At 46.8% G+C, this 17,869-nt stretch carries 11 protein-coding genes; 8 read left to right on the top strand and 3 right to left on the bottom strand.

The window, feature by feature from the left end; all coding sequences use genetic code 11:
• Window positions 1-51: 51 nt before the first annotated feature.
• Genes ilvD through ilvG form a run of 3 tightly spaced genes read right to left on the bottom strand, consistent with a single transcriptional unit; the run spans window position 52 to window position 3,866 of the window.
• Window positions 52-1,899, bottom strand: coding sequence for a dihydroxy-acid dehydratase (ilvD, locus tag ACVFI8_RS08170; RefSeq protein WP_457873562.1), 1,848 nt, complete (start codon window positions 1,897-1,899; stop codon window positions 52-54).
• 36 nt (window positions 1,900-1,935) lie between these two features.
• Window positions 1,936-2,208, bottom strand: a complete 273-nt coding sequence (gene ilvM / locus ACVFI8_RS08165) for an acetolactate synthase 2 small subunit (protein ID WP_457873561.1) — start codon at window positions 2,206-2,208, stop codon at window positions 1,936-1,938.
• Window positions 2,208-3,866 carry an acetolactate synthase 2 catalytic subunit gene (gene ilvG, locus ACVFI8_RS08160; protein WP_248713958.1) on the bottom strand — a complete coding sequence of 553 codons (1,659 nt, stop codon included), beginning with the start codon at window positions 3,864-3,866 and terminating at the stop codon, window positions 2,208-2,210. The genes ilvM and ilvG overlap by 1 nt, the downstream gene beginning before the upstream one ends.
• A 497-nt stretch (window positions 3,867-4,363) precedes the next feature.
• On the opposite strand from ilvG, the gene ACVFI8_RS08155 reads away from it, so the two are divergent.
• The 8 genes from ACVFI8_RS08155 (at window position 4,364) to recD (ending at window position 17,713) form a co-directional block, all read left to right on the top strand.
• A complete protein-coding gene (locus tag ACVFI8_RS08155) occupies window positions 4,364-4,801 on the top strand; it encodes a DUF192 domain-containing protein (RefSeq protein WP_248713959.1) in 438 nt (145 codons plus the stop codon).
• 70 nt (window positions 4,802-4,871) lie between these two features.
• Entirely contained in the window at window positions 4,872-5,441 is a 570-nt protein-coding gene (locus ACVFI8_RS08150) for a sugar O-acetyltransferase (protein ID WP_457873560.1), read from the top strand.
• Between the two features lie 146 nt (window positions 5,442-5,587).
• Window positions 5,588-6,001: a CBS domain-containing protein gene (locus tag ACVFI8_RS08145; protein WP_248713961.1), complete on the top strand. Its 414-nt coding sequence runs from the start codon at window positions 5,588-5,590 to the stop codon at window positions 5,999-6,001.
• Window positions 6,002-6,081: 80 nt separating this feature from the next.
• On the top strand, window positions 6,082-7,596 hold the full coding sequence (locus ACVFI8_RS08140) for a YifB family Mg chelatase-like AAA ATPase (protein ID WP_457873559.1): 1,515 nt from the start codon (window positions 6,082-6,084) through the stop codon (window positions 7,594-7,596).
• Window positions 7,597-8,037: 441 nt separating this feature from the next.
• Window positions 8,038-8,439, top strand: a complete 402-nt coding sequence (locus tag ACVFI8_RS08135) for a hypothetical protein (RefSeq protein ID WP_457873558.1) — start codon at window positions 8,038-8,040, stop codon at window positions 8,437-8,439.
• 110 nt (window positions 8,440-8,549) lie between these two features.
• Window positions 8,550-11,942, top strand: coding sequence for an exodeoxyribonuclease V subunit gamma (gene recC / locus ACVFI8_RS08130; protein ID WP_457873557.1), 3,393 nt, complete (start codon window positions 8,550-8,552; stop codon window positions 11,940-11,942).
• On the top strand, window positions 11,935-15,651 hold the full coding sequence (gene recB, locus ACVFI8_RS08125) for an exodeoxyribonuclease V subunit beta (protein WP_457873556.1): 3,717 nt from the start codon (window positions 11,935-11,937) through the stop codon (window positions 15,649-15,651). Before recC ends, recB begins: the two co-directional genes overlap by 8 nt.
• Window positions 15,644-17,713, top strand: coding sequence for an exodeoxyribonuclease V subunit alpha (gene recD, locus ACVFI8_RS08120; RefSeq protein WP_457873555.1), 2,070 nt, complete (start codon window positions 15,644-15,646; stop codon window positions 17,711-17,713). Before recB ends, recD begins: the two co-directional genes overlap by 8 nt.
• Window positions 17,714-17,869: the final 156 nt, after the last annotated feature.

The raw sequence follows: 17,869 nt of genomic DNA, 5'->3' as shown, positions 1-17,869 counted from the left end.
AAAAATAAGCCCGGTGAACCGGGCTATTTAATTAAACAAGTTAACGTTTATTTAGTCTAGTTTGCTTTGATCGCGTATCGCGCCTTTGTCGGCGCTGGTGGCGAAGTGAGCATACATTTTAAGTGAGGTGCTAACTTCACGAACACGGCCAACAGGTCGCCATGCATCGCTGCCTTTTGCTTCCATCGCTGCACGTCGCTCAGACAGTTCAACATCGCTGACCTCGAGGCTAATGCTACGCTCAGGAATATTGATGTCGATAATATCGCCTGGCTCAACTAAAGCGACGATACCACCGCTGGCGGCCTCAGGTGAGACATGGCCAATAGATAAGCCAGAAGTACCGCCAGAGAAGCGTCCGTCAGTCAATAAGGCACACTTCTTACCTAGTCCCATCGACTTAAGGTAAGAGGTTGGGTAGAGCATTTCTTGCATACCAGGGCCGCCTTTAGGGCCTTCGTAGCGAATTAGCACCACGTCACCGGCTTTTACTGTGCCATCTAAAATACCAGCCACCGCGTCATCTTGGCTTTCAAAGATACAAGCCGGGCCGCGGAACACAAGATTGTCGTCATCGACACCAGCGGTTTTAACAATACACCCATCTAGGGCGATGTTACCTTTCAATACGGCTAAGCCACCCTCTAAGCTAAAGGCATTCTCTAGGCTGCGAATACAGCCCTCTGCGCGGTCTTGGTCTAAGGTGTCCCAACGACAATCTTGGCTAAAGGCTCTAGTGGTGCGAATACCCGCTGGCCCCGCTCGGTAAAAGTCTAATACCGCTTCATCTTGGGTTTGCATCACGTCCCATTTAGCCAAGGTATCGGCCATGGTTTCGCCCATTACGTTTGGCTCATTACGGTTAATTAATCCGGCGCGGTCTAGCTCACCTAAAATACCCATAATCCCGCCAGCGCGGTGCACGTCTTCCATATGGTATTTGTTGGTGGACGGGGCCACTTTACATAACTGAGGCACCTTGCGAGATAACTGGTCCATATGGTCCATGTTGTAATCTACGCCTGCTTCTTGGGCGGCTGCTAATAGGTGTAATACGGTGTTGGTTGAGCCACCCATCGCGACATCAAGGGTCATGGCATTTTCAAAGGACTTAAAGGTAGCGATTGAGCGTGGCAAAGCACTTTCGTCATCTTGTTGGTAGTAGCGAGTACATAAATCAACGATACGTTTCCCCGCGTTTACAAACAATTTTTCGCGGTCGGCGTGAGTGGCTAGCATTGAACCATTACCTGGTTGAGCTAAACCTAGCGCTTCGGTTAAACAGTTCATCGAGTTAGCGGTGAACATGCCAGAACAAGAGCCGCAAGTTGGGCAAGCGCTGCGTTCTACTTTTTCACTGTCTTCGTCTGATACATTTTGATCGGCACCCATTACCATGGCGTCTACCAAATCAAGTTTAATGATTTGATCGCTTAGTTTGGTTTTACCGGCTTCCATTGGGCCGCCAGAAACAAAGATAACCGGAATATTGATCCGCATCGCGGCCATTAACATTCCCGGAGTAATCTTGTCACAGTTAGAAATACATACCATGGCATCGGCGCAGTGTGCGTTCACCATGTATTCTACTGAGTCAGCAATAAGGTCGCGTGACGGCAAGCTGTACAACATGCCGCCGTGGCCCATGGCAATACCGTCGTCGACAGCAATCGTGTTGAATTCTTTGGCTACACCGCCTGCGTCTTCAATAGACCTAGCCACTAATTGACCTAAATCTTTAAGGTGAACGTGACCTGGTACAAACTGAGTGAATGAGTTCACTACCGCGATAATCGGCTTACCAAAATCTTCTTCTTTGGTTCCTGTTGCCCGCCAAAGGGCGCGCGCTCCGGCCATGTTACGGCCTTCGGTGGTGGTGGCACTTCGCAGTTTAGGCATTGCGGTTTACTCCGTTAATCTGTGTTTGCTAATTGTTTAAGCTATAGCCACTGTTGGGCTAGCTACAGCTTGTAATTGTTTTAATTGCACTTGTTCAACATCGAACAACTTAACCAGTTGATTGGTGAGTTGAGCGATGGGCCGCTCACTGCTAACCCTCAATTCAATCGCATAAGATGCAGGCTGTTGAGTGTTGATATGCTCAATGTGCATCGATTGTACTAAAAAACCACGGTGACGTGTCACCCGTAATACACGTTCTAGTACATCGGCTTGGCTTTGGGTTGTAATGGTTAGTGAATGTTGCATTAGCAGTCCTCCATCATTTTGTCGTTGGCCACACCCGGTGGCACCAATGGCCATACGTTTTCTTCTGCATCAATCAGTACATGTAGTAAGTAGGGACCTTCGCTGTCGAGCATCCGTTGCAAGGCTGCGTGTACGTCAATTTTGTTACTAATGGTTTCACCAGGAATATCGAAAGCTGAGGCCATTTTCACAAAATCGGGATTGTCATCAAGAATGGTTTCGCTAAAGCGACCATTAAAGAATAAGTTTTGCCATTGGCGAACCATGCCCAAACGATTATTGTCGATTAGCAACATTTTTACCGGAAGCTTGGCGCGCTTAATCGTAGTGAGCTCTTGTACGTTCATCATGAATGAACCATCACCCGATACATTGATGACCGTATCGTTAGGGCGAGCAAACTGAGCACCAATGGCTGCGGGCAAGCCAAAACCCATCGTACCTAAGCCTGCGCTAGACAGGTGGTTTTCAGGCCCATCAAATTGCATGTGCTGAGCCACCCACATTTGGTGTTGGCCAACATCACAGGCAACCACGGTATTGTTGTCGATCATTTTACTTAAGTCATTAAGCATACTGGGGGCAAAAATATGCGAGCCTGGGTGGTCGTAGCGCCAAACAAAGTCGTGTTTACGCTGATCGACAATCTGTTGCCAAGGCTTAATGTCGCATAAGCAGTGTAGTGCTGGCAGTGTCAGTTTTAAGTCGCTGTCTAGTGCAACGTCGGGGTCGCGACGTTTACCAAATTCACTGGCATCCGCATCTAGGTGAATCACTTTGGCATTGGGGGCAAATTCGTCTAATTTCCCGGTTACGCGGTCGTCAAAGCGCGCACCGATAACCAACAGTAAATCTGTCTCTTGAACGCTAATATTAGCCGCTTTAGTACCATGCATACCTAACATACCCAAGTAATGGGGTTGCTGTTCTGTGACTGAGCCAATGCCTTTGAGAGTGCATACACTAGGGATTCGGCTGTAATCTAGAAATTCGCGTAACTCAGTTACCGCATTGGCCATGCCGACTCCACCGCCTATATAGGCAATGGGTTGTTTAGCATCAGCGAGTAGACGTTTGGCCTTAGCTAGCAGGCTAGGTTCTGGATCACCCGCAGGCGGGTGGCTTGCGATATAAGCCAAGCTTTCTTCAACCTCAGCCAACTGAATGTCTTTAGGTACATCAATCAACACTGGGCCGGGACGACCACTGGTGGCAATTTCAAAGGCTTGCTCAATAGTACGTTTTAGTTCTTTAACATCAGTCACCATAAAGCTGTGCTTGGTTACCGATAAAGACATACCTAATACATCAACCTCTTGGAAAGCATCGGTACCAATCACCGCTTGCGCCACTTGGCCCGTGATCGCCACTAGCGGAATAGAGTCGAGTTGTGCTTCGGCTAACCCTGTGACCAAATTGGTAGCGCCTGGGCCCGAGGTAGCGATACATACACCTACTTTTATTCCTCGGTTGGCACCCGCGCGCGCATAGCCTACAGCGGCCATTGCTGCGCCTTGCTCGTGACGCGTGAGCATGTGCTTGACTCCACCATCATAAAGCGCGTCGTAGAGCGGCATAATTGCCCCGCCCGGATAACCAAATACCTGATCAACGCCCTGTTGTTTCAGGCTTGCTACAATTTGTTGTGCACCATTCATTACTACTTCCTTTCCACCGTTAACAAAAAACCCCCGAGCCTTTCAGCGCGGGGGTTTGGTGTTGTGTGCTCGTTTCAGTTACAACAGCGCTTCCCCGCGAGGTGATAGGATAATCACCACAAGGACGACGCTAATAATTAGGGCAACTGAAAAAGACATATTTTCTACTTTCCTAGGACAATGAGTAACAAGTACCACAGTACAAAATGTGATTCAAGTCGGCTTTGCTTGTGTAAAGCTCTGCTGGTTGATGGCTAAATGAACAATTTGCAGGTTAAGTGGTTGGTTATAATTCGTTATTTGGTTTTATCTTCCGTCTAAGTGTTTTGTTGTGGTTATATATGTTGGATTTGCAGCATAATTCTCAGCGTGAAATTGATGTTATTTTTCGTCATTTTTTGTTTTGTTTGATAGGCCTTGGCGTGGCTTAATGGCTTTCCCTGAGTAGGGCTTTTCTATAATCTTTAACTGTGGCTGTTTAAAAAGGAGTGTAAGCGGTGAAATGCAAACGAGTACAAGGCATGTTTATTTTGGTATTGCTGCTAATTAATAGTGCTTGTGCAACCCAACCGTTTGCCCATGTTGAGGTGAGTGTGCATCAACGCACTTACCAGTTGGAGTATGCGCTCGATCAGCAGCAGCGAGCTAAAGGTTTAATGCACCGTCGAAGCTTGTGTGAAAACTGCGGTATGTTGTTTAATTTTCAACAGTCAAAGAAGGCCAAGTTATGGATGAAAGACACCTTTATCCCCTTGGATGTGGCTTTTATTCGCAAAGACGGAACCATCATGGAGATCCGGGCTATGCAGCCTCATGACACAAGATTGACCCAAGCTTCGCAAAATATTCTTTATGCTTGGGAGATGCAGCAAACTTGGTTTGATAAAAATGCTATCAAGGTTGGAGACATCGTAAATATAAAGCTATTAGAATAACTTATTGATTATAAATAGGTTCAGCTGGGCCTTTAGATGCAGCAGCAAACCTTAACTGAAAGGGGTAGGCATGACTGAAAAAGAAAAAATGTTAGCCGGCAAGCTGTACTTGGCCTTTGATGGTGAGCTGGTGGAAGACCGCCATCAAGCTAAATCTTTATGTTATGAGCTAAATCTATTACACCCAGAAGAAGACTTGCGCGCAGAAGTGCTTGCTGAACTATTGCCAAACAGTTTAGACCCGTGGATCGAACCAAGCTTCTTTTGTGATTACGGCTACAACATTACTACCGGCAAAAATTTCTACGCTAATCATGGTTGTGTGATTCTTGATGGCGCGCCAGTCACCATTGGCGATGACGTGATGTTCGCACCAGCGGTCAATATATCAACCGCCACCCATCCACTTAATGCTAAACAGCGCACCGAAGGTTTGGAGCAAGCGTTGCCAGTCACCATTGGCAGTCGTGTATGGGTAGGTATGGGAGCGAATATACTGCCCGGTGTTACCATTGGTGATAATGCGGTGATTGCAGCGGGTGCTTTGGTCAATAAGGATGTGGCTGCCAATACTGTGGTAGCAGGTGTACCGGCAAAATATATTCGAGATGTGCCGGAAGATGAAGGCTCGTCTAACTAGCCTTCATCTTGCATTGATTAGGCTGCTTTAATCGCATTTAGTGCTGCAAAGTATTGCCTATCAATCCAATAGATATAAGCCGTTTTACTTAGTGCAGCAAGAGAGTAGTCTGAAAGGGTACCTTAAAGGACCCGTAAGGAGGTCTTATGCAACAGCTTAATGTAAGACACTATATGCGTGCTCAGTTTCTTAGCTTTACTGAAAAACAAAGTATTAACGAGGCCAGCGAAGCGTTAACTCAATCCCACCAACTGGGTGCCCCAGTGGTGGATAGTAAAGGCAAGTTGATTGGCTGGTTGTCTGAACTCGATTGTGTGACCCAAATGCTGCAGTCTGGTTATTATTGTGACCAAAGCCCCTTGGTGGCAGACATCATGCGTAAAGACGTATTAAGTGTTGGCCCCGATGATAACGTGCTCGATTTAGCGAAAAGCATGACCGACAATAAACCCAAAAGTTACCCGGTGGTAGAGAACGGTAAGCTGCTTGGTTTAATTGAACGTAAATCGGTACTGGCTGCGCTTCATCAGCAGCAACAGCAGTGTTTTAACGCCAAATAATCGCCTTACGCTCAGACACTTAATAACAATTTCACCAAAAGCCTACTAATATGTAAATTGTTATTAATGTTGGGGGCTTTATGGGTTTAGCGATAGTTAGAACGTGTACTTTATTGGGCATGGAAGCCTTAAACGTAACGGTGGAGGTGCATTTAGCCAATGGTTTGCCAGCATTTAACATTGTAGGTTTACCTGAAACCTCGGTGAAAGAAGCTAAAGATAGAGTGCGTAGCGCCATTCTCAACAGTGGTTTTTCCTTTCCTGCAAAACGTATCACGGTAAACCTTGCCCCGGCAGATGTACCCAAAAGTGGCGGTCGTTTCGATTTACCCATTGCCATTGGCATTTTGGCGGCGGCTGGTGATATTCCCTTAGCATGTTTAGATGACCTCGCTTTTTGTGGCGAGTTAGCTTTATCGGGGGCAATTCGACCGGTGAACGGAGCGATCGCCACTGCGTTGTCGGTAAGTCGACAGCAATTAACCTTAGTGACAGGTGAGCAAGATGGTCTTGCTGCGGTGCGAGTACCTGATGCAAAGGTGCATGCCAGCCCAAGTTTGCAGCAGCTTAGTGCTGGTTTAAATGGGCAAATGGCCTTTAATCTATTAGCCGCTAGCCCGGTTGAAGACAATCTAGAACAAAGCTGGTTAGACATGGAAGATGTGCATGGCCAGCATTTAGCCAAACGGGCCCTAGAATTAGCCGCGGCAGGTTCGCATAATCTACTCATGCTGGGGCCTCCAGGTACCGGAAAAACCATGTTGGCTAGCCGTTTGCCTGGGATTTTGCCGCCTCTGAGTGAGCAGCAAGCGATCGAAGTGGCGGCGATCGCTTCGGTCAGCACTCAGCAGCGAGATTTACCGCACTGGTATGTTCCGCCATTTAGAAGCCCCCATCATAGCGCTTCTATGGTGGCCTTAGTGGGCGGCGGCTCTAACCCTCGCCCTGGTGAAATCACTTTAGCGCATCATGGGGTATTATTTTTGGATGAGCTACCAGAGTTTTCTCGTGCTACCCTTGATGCACTGCGCCAGCCTTTAGAGTCGGGTGAGGTGCATATTTCTCGCGCCGCACTGCAGGTGCGTTTTCCTGCTCAGTTTCAATTGATTGCTGCAATGAACCCCTCTCCTTGTGGCTATTACCAAGGCCAACAATTACGCAGTAATCCCGACCAAATTCTTAAATATTTAGGCAAATTGTCGGGTCCATTTTTAGACCGTTTTGACTTGAGTGTGGAAGTAAGTGGTTTACCCAAAGGGGCACTGAGTCAGCATACCACTGGAGAGTCTAGTCAACAGATTAAGCAGCGGGTGATGATTGCGCGGCAGATTCAGTTAAGCCGTGCGGCAAAGCTAAATAGCCAATTGTCGGGTAAAGAGTTACAGCTGCATGCCGCCCTTAGCCAAGGGGATAGCGCCTTTTTGGAATCGAGCATTACCCAATTGGGTTTGTCGGCCCGGGCTTTTCATCGAGTATGGCGCTTAGCAAGAACCATTGCCGACCTTAAACAACAAACAACGATTCAACGCAGTGATATTGTTGAAGCCTTAAGTTACCGCGCCATGGACCGCTTACTGCATCGTTTATCAAACTAATTAGTCAATGATTTATTCTTGAGTTAATAACGATTACCTCTAATCTTCATCAACTTTGCGATATGGGTCCCTGATCACAGTGTAAAGAATCGCTTACAATTAATTGGCTCAATAATTGTATAGCTATTGGTGTTCAATTTATTGACACTTACATACAATAAAGCTCAGATTGTGTTTTTATAAGTCGCTGTTTTACCAGTATTATACAAGTGACAACACAGAATAAAGATTTACTGATGTTAGCGATAAGCGCAGCAGGTTCATTTAGGACAACGACAACAAAATAATAAATAGAAAAGAAGTATGGTCAGTAACATGACTTCAAGCTAACAAATGTTAAACAAGCGTTTACAATGCTGAGGCTGTTACTTAAAGTGCAAAGGTGAATAACCCGAAGACAATAGAGGTTATCGCGCTAAAAAATATAAGGAAGGAAATACGATGATGAAATGGATGTTGATAGGCATTTCTCTATTGTTCGGTGCTACAAACGTAAATGCTCAAGAAGTCAGAATATGGTTACAATCTGGCAGTGATTCGCAATGGATGCAGTTAAACAATCTACAAATCCAAAATTCAGATGGCAGCCTTAAACAGCGCATTGTTGCTTTAGATAGTAAGGGTAAACCCTTGTTTATGCCTTTAAGTGAGTTAGCATTTATTCAAGCTGACAATAAATACTACTATGTCTCTAACCAATATGTTGCGGTAACTCATAGTGGTGCCAAGTTTAAACTGCCTAGCCGAGAAGAAGGCGCGGGTATGTTTGTCGCTGAAAATGGTTACGGCGGTTACACCAGTTTCGACTATTCTGCGCTGCGTCGCATTATCTTCTCTAAGTAGCTAGCTGTTCAGCTAACTGCTGCCATCCAGTGAAAATCGTTTAAGCAACACTTTTTTAAGCGTTTTTTTCTGGCACAATAAAGGCTGCTTCGTTCAAGGGAACAGCCTTCTTGTTATATCTTTATCAAAGTAATCACCTCAGTTCATTAAGGGAAATGTTGAGCTCAGTAATGAGTTTACAGACTCCTGATAGTCCGTTTACTCAGCAACAGATTTTGGTACAAAGCCCTGGCATGGCGCAGTGGTTAAAACTGCAGCTAGCCGAACAACAAGGCATTGTGGCAAATGTGGCTTTTCCGCTACCCGCCAGCTTTATTTGGCAAATGTTTCATTTGGTATTGCAAGACGTACCCGAGCAAAGCCCGTTTAACAAAGAAGCGATGAGCTGGCGCTTAATGCGTTTGCTACCGCAACGCCTTAGCGAGGTTGAGTTTTCGCCACTTCGCCATTATTTGCTCGGTGACGACGACACGGCATCGTTTGAAGGCCGCAAGCTATGGCAACTTGCCCAAAAGGTAGCGGATATTTACGACCAATATTTGGTGTATCGAAGCGAATGGACCAGTGCATGGGAAGCGGGTGATGACTTAAACGAGGTGAGCGAAAGCCAGCCTTGGCAGCCTATTTTGTGGCGTGACTTGGTCGACGACACGGTTAGCGCTATGGACTCCCCTTATCACCGGGGCAACTTATATATCGACTTTGTTGAACAGTTGCGAGTGGCCAGTGCCGTGCCAGAAGGCTTGCCCGAGCAGGTGTTTATCTTTGGTATTTCGGCGCTGCCGCCTGCTTATGTTGAAGCTTTAGATGCTTTAGCCTTACATACTGACATCCACTTGTTTTTAACTAACCCTTCAAAAGAGTATTGGGGGGATATAAAAGATGTTCGTACAGTACTTAAAGAGCAGTCCGAGTTACTTAGTGTCGGTAACCCTTTGTTATCTTCTATGGGGAAATTAGGCCGTGACTATATTGATATGCTGCATCTGCTTGAAAAAAATGACTTCACTTCATTTGACGACAATTTTCCAGAGAATAATGCACACACGATTCCTCTGATATTGAAGTTAATACAAGACGACATCTTGTATTTACGTGACCCCATTAACTATACATATTTTGATAGCAGTGAAAAGAAACGTCCAGTAGCTCTAAATGATACCAGTATTCAGCTGCATCTTTGCCATAGTCCTCGCCGAGAGCTAGAAGTATTACACGACCAACTCCTGGCGATGTTTGAGCAAGACCCAGAGTTAAGCCCGCGTGACATTATTGTGATGGTGCCGGATGTCAACCGTTATGGGCCAATGATTCAAGCGGTGTTTGGCAGTGCTAGCGCAGAAACCCGTTTGCCGTTTGCGATTTCAGATAGGAGTGCCACCCAAGAAAATCCCGTGCTATTAAGCTTTTTGGAATTGCTCGCCTTACCGCAAAAGCGTAAGTCTGCAGCCGAATTGCTGGCCCTATTAGAAGTGCCAGCGATTATGCGTCGTTTTGAACTGAATGATGATGAGTTAAAACCCTTGCGCCAATGGGTAAAAGAAGCGGGGGTGCGTTGGGGCTTAGATGGTAGTGATCGCAGCCGCTGGCAAGCTCCCGAAGATGAGACCCACTCTTGGTTATTTGGCCTAAAGCGGATGTTGTTAGGTTACGCTATGCCCAGTGAAGCGGGTTTGTATCAAGGTGTGTTGGCTTACGATGAGGTGCAAGGCAAGCGCGCTTTAGCCGTGGGTAAATTGGCAGATTTTATCGACCTGTTAATCCAACTTGAGCAGGACTTATTAATCGCGGTTCCTGCTGAACAATGGCAATTGCGCTTACAGAACTTAGTTCAGCATATTTATCGTTTTGATGCTGACGATGAAGCTGAACATCTACGTTTATTGAAGCTGTTTGAAACACTAGCGGAGCAATGTGCGGCAAGTGATTATAAAGACGATATTGGCCCAGAATTAATTCTCGATTATTGCCGTAATCAACTTAACTCACAGCGCGGAAGTCAACGTTTTCTAGCCGGCCAAATTAACTTTTGTACCCTGCTGCCAATGCGTGCGATTCCTTTTAAAGTCGTGTGTTTACTGGGCATGAATGACAGCGAGTATCCGCGTAGTGTGCCCAGCTTAGGTTTTGATTTAATGGCGGATAACCCGCCAAAGCGCGGTGACCGTAGCCGCCGAGATGACGACCGCTATTTGTTCTTAGAAGCGCTGTTAGCGGCACAGCAACGTTTATATATTTCCTATATTGCGCATAGTGCTAAAGACAATAGCGAACAAACCCCCTCGGTACTGGTGGCTGAGCTGTGTGACTATATTGGTCAAAGCTGCGCCTTAGTGGGAGATGAAAAGCTGAATGTGGATCAATCTGGCGTTAAGCTGTTAGCACAGGTGACATGCAAGCATCCCTTGCAACCATTTTCGCCCGAATATTACCAAAGCGCATCAGCCAGCGGTTCGTTGACTGGGGAGCCGCTTAAGATTTTTAGTTATGCGCAGCGTTGGTTGCCCGCGGTAACAGCGCAGCAGCAAGTTAAACCTTCGGTCCCTGAATTATCGCAACTGATCAATGAGGGAGGCTTGACTGATCTAACAATGGATGAACTGCTGGCTTTTAGTCGCTCGCCGATTGCCTATTTTTATCAGCGTCGCTTAAAGGTGAGCTTTCCTCGTTTAACCGAGCAGTTAGAAGAAACCGAACCCTTTGTCGTAGACGGCTTGTCTGGCTATAGCATGAAGTTGCATCTATTAGAGCAGCAATTAAATAATGCTGATAAGCAACAGCAGTTTGCTTATTTACACGCAGCGGGAGCCTTACCTCATGGTGGTTTTGCAGAGGTCTCTTTTGAGCAACAATGGCAAGAGATGCAACCTTTGGCAGATACCTTATTCCCCTTACTGGCTGGCGGCGTATTAGAACATCAACAGCTCGTTGTTGATGTTAATTACAACGCTGAAGATAGCGAGCTATCAAGCCGCTTATCGGCTTGGTTAAAGCAGCGCTACGCTCAAGGGTTAGTGAGTTATCGCCCAGGCAGTATTCGCGGTAAAGATTTAGTGGCCGCGTGGTTATGGCACTTGGTCTTTCATGCCGCTCAACCTAGTCAAGCTAGCAGCAGCTATATTATTGGCCGCAAACACGCTTGGCAATTTACGCCAGTAGCGGCCGAGCAGGCCTTGCAATGCCTAGGCGAGTGGTTGACTTGTTTGCATGCGGGTTTACAACAGCCACTGCTATTGCCGATTGAAAGCGCCTGGCAATGGATTAGCCAATGCAAAGATAAAAAGACCGGTGCGATAGCATTTAGCGAAGCCAATATCGACAAGGCGCGCCGCGCTGCTCGCACCCAGTTTGTGGGTGGGCCGTTTGCGCAAGCCGAAGGTGATGACCCTTATATTCAAGCCCAGTTAGCCGATTTAGAAGCAATATGGCCGGAGTTCGAAGCCAATACTCAGCGTTTACTCGAACCGCTACTGTCACATTTAGAGGAGTTTGCTCATGTCTGATGTCAACGTGCAAGCTCAAACGATGTCACCCTTAACAAGCACCAATTTAGATGCCTTTAGCTTTCCGCTGAGTGGCGCACGGTTGATTGAGGCCAGTGCCGGCACCGGCAAAACCTATACCATTGGCGCTTTTGTATTACGGCTATTGTTGGGGCACGAACGTGAAACGGGGCAAGGTTTTACCTTGCAAGGCCAACTTACGCCACTGAGCATAGAGCAAATTTTAGTGGTGACTTTTACCGAAGCGGCCACTCAAGAGTTGCGTGGTCGCATTCGAGAAAAAATACATGAGGCCCGTATTGCTTTTTTACGCGGTGAAAGCAGCGATTTTTTTATCAGTAAACTGTTAGATGAAGTCAGTGATCACCCACTTGCCGCGCAGCGCCTACTATTGGCTGAACAAAACATGGATCAGGCGGCAGTATTTACCATTCATGGCTTTTGTCAGCGAATGCTAAAGCAACATGCTTTTGAAAGCGGTTTGCCCTTTGAGATGGAGTTTCTCACTAACGAAATTCATTTACGTTTGCAGGCGGTACAAGACTGCTGGCGACAGCGTTTTTACCCCCTGCCAGTGCCTCTCATCAGTCGAATTGTGCAATGTTGGGCCAGCCCAAAGCAGTTGCATCAAGAAATTGGCAGCTTGCTTAATCAAAGCCATTTTGAGTTGCAAGGTGTGCCCGATGAACAAAATCTAGAAGCCTTTTTTGCCCAGCAAATTGCTCGCATAGATACTTTTAAACAACTGTGGAAACCGGCTGCAATCGATATTGCCGAGTTGATTGCGACGGCGCCACTTAACGGTAATAAGTTTCGCAAAGCCTCGGTAGAAAAATGGTTGGCCTTGATTAATCAATTTGTTGATGCGCCGACCGACAGTGATTTTCTCGGCAAGCCCTTACGTGAGGCTTTGCAAAAATTCACTCCAGACAATCTAGCTAACGGGGTTAAAGCTAAAGGGCAGCCGCCAGAGCATCCAGCCTTTGTGGCTATTGAGCGCTTATTTGATGAAGAACAGAGCATCAAAAATCTGCTGCTGGCTCAGTTGCTACCGCAAATCCGTCAGCGTTTTAGCGAGCTGAAACAGCAACAACAACTGCTCAGTTTTGATGATTTACTGGCGGGCTTAGCCAAGGCGCTTAATGCGCCGCAAGGTGGCGTGCTAGCGAAGAGCATTGCTGAGCTGTATCCAGTAGCCATGATTGACGAGTTTCAAGATACCGATCCGCAGCAATATCAGATTTTTTCGCAACTCTACATGGGCCGGCCCGACAGCGCCTTGATGCTAATTGGTGACCCTAAGCAAGCTATCTATGGTTTTCGTGGCGCCGATATTTTTACCTATATGCAAGCGCGCAACAATGTCACAGCACGTTACAATTTGCCGACCAATTGGCGCTCGACGGGCGCCATGGTTAATGCCTGCAATCAGTTGTTTGAATGGCATCAGCGGCCTTTTATCTATGATGACGCGATTCAATTTATTGCCGTTGATGCTGCCAAAAAGCAGCTTAGTGGTTTGCAAATCAACGGCGAACGCCAAGCGGCTATGCAGTTCTTGTATCAACAAAACCCTGATTTTGTGCGTGGTGAAGATTATATTAATGGCCAAGCGCTAGAATGCGCTCAGCAGATCCAGCAATTGCTCGAAGCGGGGCAAAACGGCACCGCCACATTAGGCAATCAAGGTAAAACCGTACAAGCGGGTGATATTGCGGTATTAGTAAGAACTCGCCGCGAAGGCGAAAAAGTAGCGTCGGCACTCGCCAAACAAAACATCGCCAGTGTCAGTTTATCTAATCGCGATAGCGTGTTTGAAAGCCCAGAAGCCTATCAGTTTTACTTGCAGTTATTGGCCTGCCAAGAGCCACATAACGACCGTAAATTGCGGGCGGCCTTGGCCAGCAAAATGCTGGGTTTGAGCTTAAGTGACTTGGATGAGTTGAATACCGATGAGCGCAGCTGGCAGCGTTATTCACACGAATTTTTTGACTACCAACAGCTATGGTACAGCCAAGGTGTATTAGCGATGTTTTACCGCTGGATGAGCCAACGTGCTATCAGTGAACGCTGGATAAGCCAAAGTGATAACTACGGTGAGCGCTTACTGACTAACTTAATGCATTTAGCCGAACTGTTACAGAATAAAAGTGCTGAGCTAGACGGCGATGCTGCATTGATGCGTTGGTTTGCCGAGCAGTTGCTAGAGCCTGATGGTAATGCAGACGACCAACAACTGCGCTTAGAGAGTGATGCCAATTTGGTACAAATTGTGACTATTCATAAGAGCAAGGGCTTGGAATATCCGATTGTGATGTTGCCCTTTATCCTTGGTTTTCGCGAAGCGAGTGAGGCTTTGTATCATCAAGACGAGCGTTTTATCTACGACTTGGATGGCGGCGAACAGGCTATGGAAGCCGCTTGCCAAGAGCGTTTAGCCGAAGATCTGCGCCTACTGTATGTGGCGGTAACTCGCGCGGTATATTGCTGTTATTTAGGTGTGGCCGATCTTAAAAAAGGCAATGCCAAAAAAGGCGATACCGATGTTCATCAAAGTGCCCTTGGGTATTTATTGCAAAAAAATCTGCCACAGCCTGCGGGAGCGTTAGTCGCTATTCTAGATAACTTATCACAGCACCCAGATATAAGCTGGCAAGCAATCAGTGAGCAGGTATTAGCACCTTATCAGCCTATTGGTGATGAGCAAGCGAGTTACGCGGCTCGGCAGTTTACCAGTCAAATTAATCGAAATTGGTGGCTAACCAGTTATTCTGCTTTAAGCCGTCATCAAGGCCATCAGGCCGGTTTTGATGCCAGTAGTGACATGGCTTGGTTGGATGTGGCTGAAGGTTTAGCTAGCGAAGAGCTTGAACCACAAAGTGAGCAGGCGCTGACTATTTTTGATTTTCCGCGCGGGGCCGAAGCGGGTACTTTCTTACATTTATTGTTTGAAGAGATTGATTTTCAAGCTGATATCGAGGAAATCCGCCAAGCATTACCCACACTATTACACACATCGAGTTATAACGACGTAAACCTGCAAGGTGAACTTATTTGGCTAGAACCCTTAGCGCAAATGTTTCAGCAAGTGTGTGCCACGCCTCTTGATGATGGGGGGAATACCGCCGCCTATAGCTTGAGCTTACTTGGGGCCGAGCAGCGTTTGGTAGAAATGGAGTTCTTCCTGCCGATTGCCGATTTGCAGGCTAACCAAGTGAATCGTTTAATCCGCCATTTTGACCCATTGAGCCGCAGGGCTAGCGCGCTGGATTTTTCGAACGTACAAGGCATGTTGAAAGGCTTTATTGATTTAGTGTATCAGCACAATGGCCGCTATTACGTATTGGATTATAAGTCTAACTATTTAGGGGACAAGGTGGCTGACTATCAGCAGCAAGCTATGGTTGAAGCGATGGTAGAGCATCGTTATGACTTTCAGTATCAGCTCTATAGCTTGGCTTTACATCGTTGGCTGGGGCAGCGTTTGCCTGATTACGATTATCAGCAACATTTTGGTGGGGTGTATTATTTGTTTTTACGCGGTATGAGTGGTGAGCAACTGGCTGAACCGGCAATTAGCCGCAACGGCGTTTATTTTAGTCGACCGAGCGTCAGCTTTATTCATTATCTTGATCAACTTTTTGCGGGGCAGGCTTTGCCTACCGAGTTACCTGCCATTGATAATAATGAGGCCGCAGCGGATGAATAATTTAACCGCCACACCGTCATTGTCAGTGACGGCGTGGTTACAGCAATTGAAGCAAGCTGGTGCCATTAGCGCCCTAGATTTTCATTTTGCCAAATCTTTTGCTAGTAGTGAGCAAAGCGAGGCCCTAATGGTTGCCGCAGCGATAGTTAGTAACGAGCTAAACGCGGGGCACATTTGTGTAGACATGACAACCTTGGTAAGGCGTTGTCAGTTACTGGGTGCTTGTCCTATTGAGCAGTACCAAGATAGCCAGTTTTGGTTAACACTGCTGAGCCAGTCAACATCGATACAACAAGTAGACAGTGATCTTCAAGCTAATGCAGCGCAGGCCAAACCTTTGGTATTGCAGTATCAACGTTTGTATTTGCATCGCTATTGGCATTACGAACAACAAATAGCCCAATACTTTGCTCACTCTGAGTCAGTTTGCCGCTTTTCGCCGGCAGATATTACCCCTCGAATGCAGCGTCTATTTAGCCGTGATTGGGCGATGTTATTAAAGGCTAAATTGCGTTATTCCAGAGAGCAAATGGCGGTGTACGCTGAGCAATTTTTAGATGTCTATGACCCCGCTTTACTCAGCAATAGTGCTTGGCTAAATCAGCTTACGCACATTAGCGATCAACCAAGCCTCACCGAGTTTGTGCATGGCATTGCCGCCAGTAGCAGAATTAATTGGCAGCAGTTGGCGGCACTACAGGCTTGTTATCAACCACGGTTAGTGATCAGTGGCGGGCCGGGTACTGGAAAAACCACGACAGTGACGCGCTTGTTGGCATTGCTGCAAGATCTGCAGTTGAGCGCGGGTAAGGCCCCCTTGAGTATTCAACTGGTAGCGCCAACGGGTAAAGCAGCGGCGCGCTTAAGTGAGTCAATCATTGGCGCTAAGCATCAACTTAATGCCAGCGAACAGACCATTGCTACGATCCCTGAGCAAGCATCAACTATTCACCGTTTATTGGGTGTGATTCCTGGTAGGGCAGAGTTTCGCCATCACGCAGATAATCCTTTGGCCTTAGATATGTTAGTGGTAGATGAAGCTTCGATGATTGATATGCCGCTAATGGTCAAATTATTAGCAGCCATGCCTAAGCAGGCGAGAATCATTTTATTGGGTGATAAAGATCAGCTTGCTTCGGTAGAAGCTGGCGCGGTATTAGGAGATTTATGTGCCTTTATCAGTCACGGGTATAGCGCGAACTTAGTGGCATTTTTGCAGGCTTGTAGCGGCTTCAACTTAGCTCCGCAACAAGCATCCTCACCATTAGCGATTGCCGATAAGTTATGTTTGTTACGCAAAAGCTATCGTTTTGATGCTCGCTCGGGCATTGGTTTATTAGCCAAGGCGGTTAACCAAGGCCATGCAGAACAAGCACTAGAGCTTTTACAGTCACAGCGCGCCGATTTGCCGTATCAGGCACTTAATCAAGGCGCTTACCAAGATTTACTGACGCGGGTGATGCAGGGCTATCAGCCTTATTTAGTTGCGCTGCAACAGGGCGAGGCGATGGAGCAGGTATTTGCAAAGTTTCATCGATTTCAGCTATTGGTAGCATTACGTAATGGTGAATTAGGGGTGACAGGGCTTAATCAGCGGCTAGAAAAATTACTACAAAAGCAGGGATTAATTGCACTACCCGCCAGTACCGACAGTGTTTGGTATATCGGTCGTCCGGTGATGATTGAGCAAAATGATCACGAGCAGCAGTTATATAACGGTGATATAGGTATTTGTGCTGCTGATGACACTGGTCAGTTGATGGTGGCTTTTGAATCGGCGAATGGTTTGCGTTGGCTATTACCCAGCCGCTTACCTGCCCATCAAAGCGTTTATGCAATGACGGTACACAAAAGCCAAGGCAGTGAGTTTCACCAAGTGGCTATGTTACTGCCGCCAACTAAGCAAGCCTTGGTGAATCGCGAGCTGTTATACACCGCGATTACCCGCGCAAAAAGTACCTTTAGTTTATATGCTGACCCCGATAGCATTAGCACCGCTTGTCGTAATAAAACCCAGCGTCGCTCAGGTCTGGTGGAGCGTTTGGTAAATGGAGTGGAGTAATGAAACATAAGGATTCGGGGCCAATTTATGACAACTTAAGACAATTTTTACGATGAGTAAAAAAAGAATCAATGCGATGCTTTTCCCGCTTATGGCAATTTTGCCTCCCTGTTTGGTTTTCTCCGGCAACGTTGAACTCGCGCTCCCATGCTATAT

It is taken from the genome of Agarivorans sp. MS3-6 (assembly GCF_054112545.1).
Note: the sequence above shows the minus strand (reverse complement) of the source record. Positions and strands in the feature narration are given on the sequence as shown.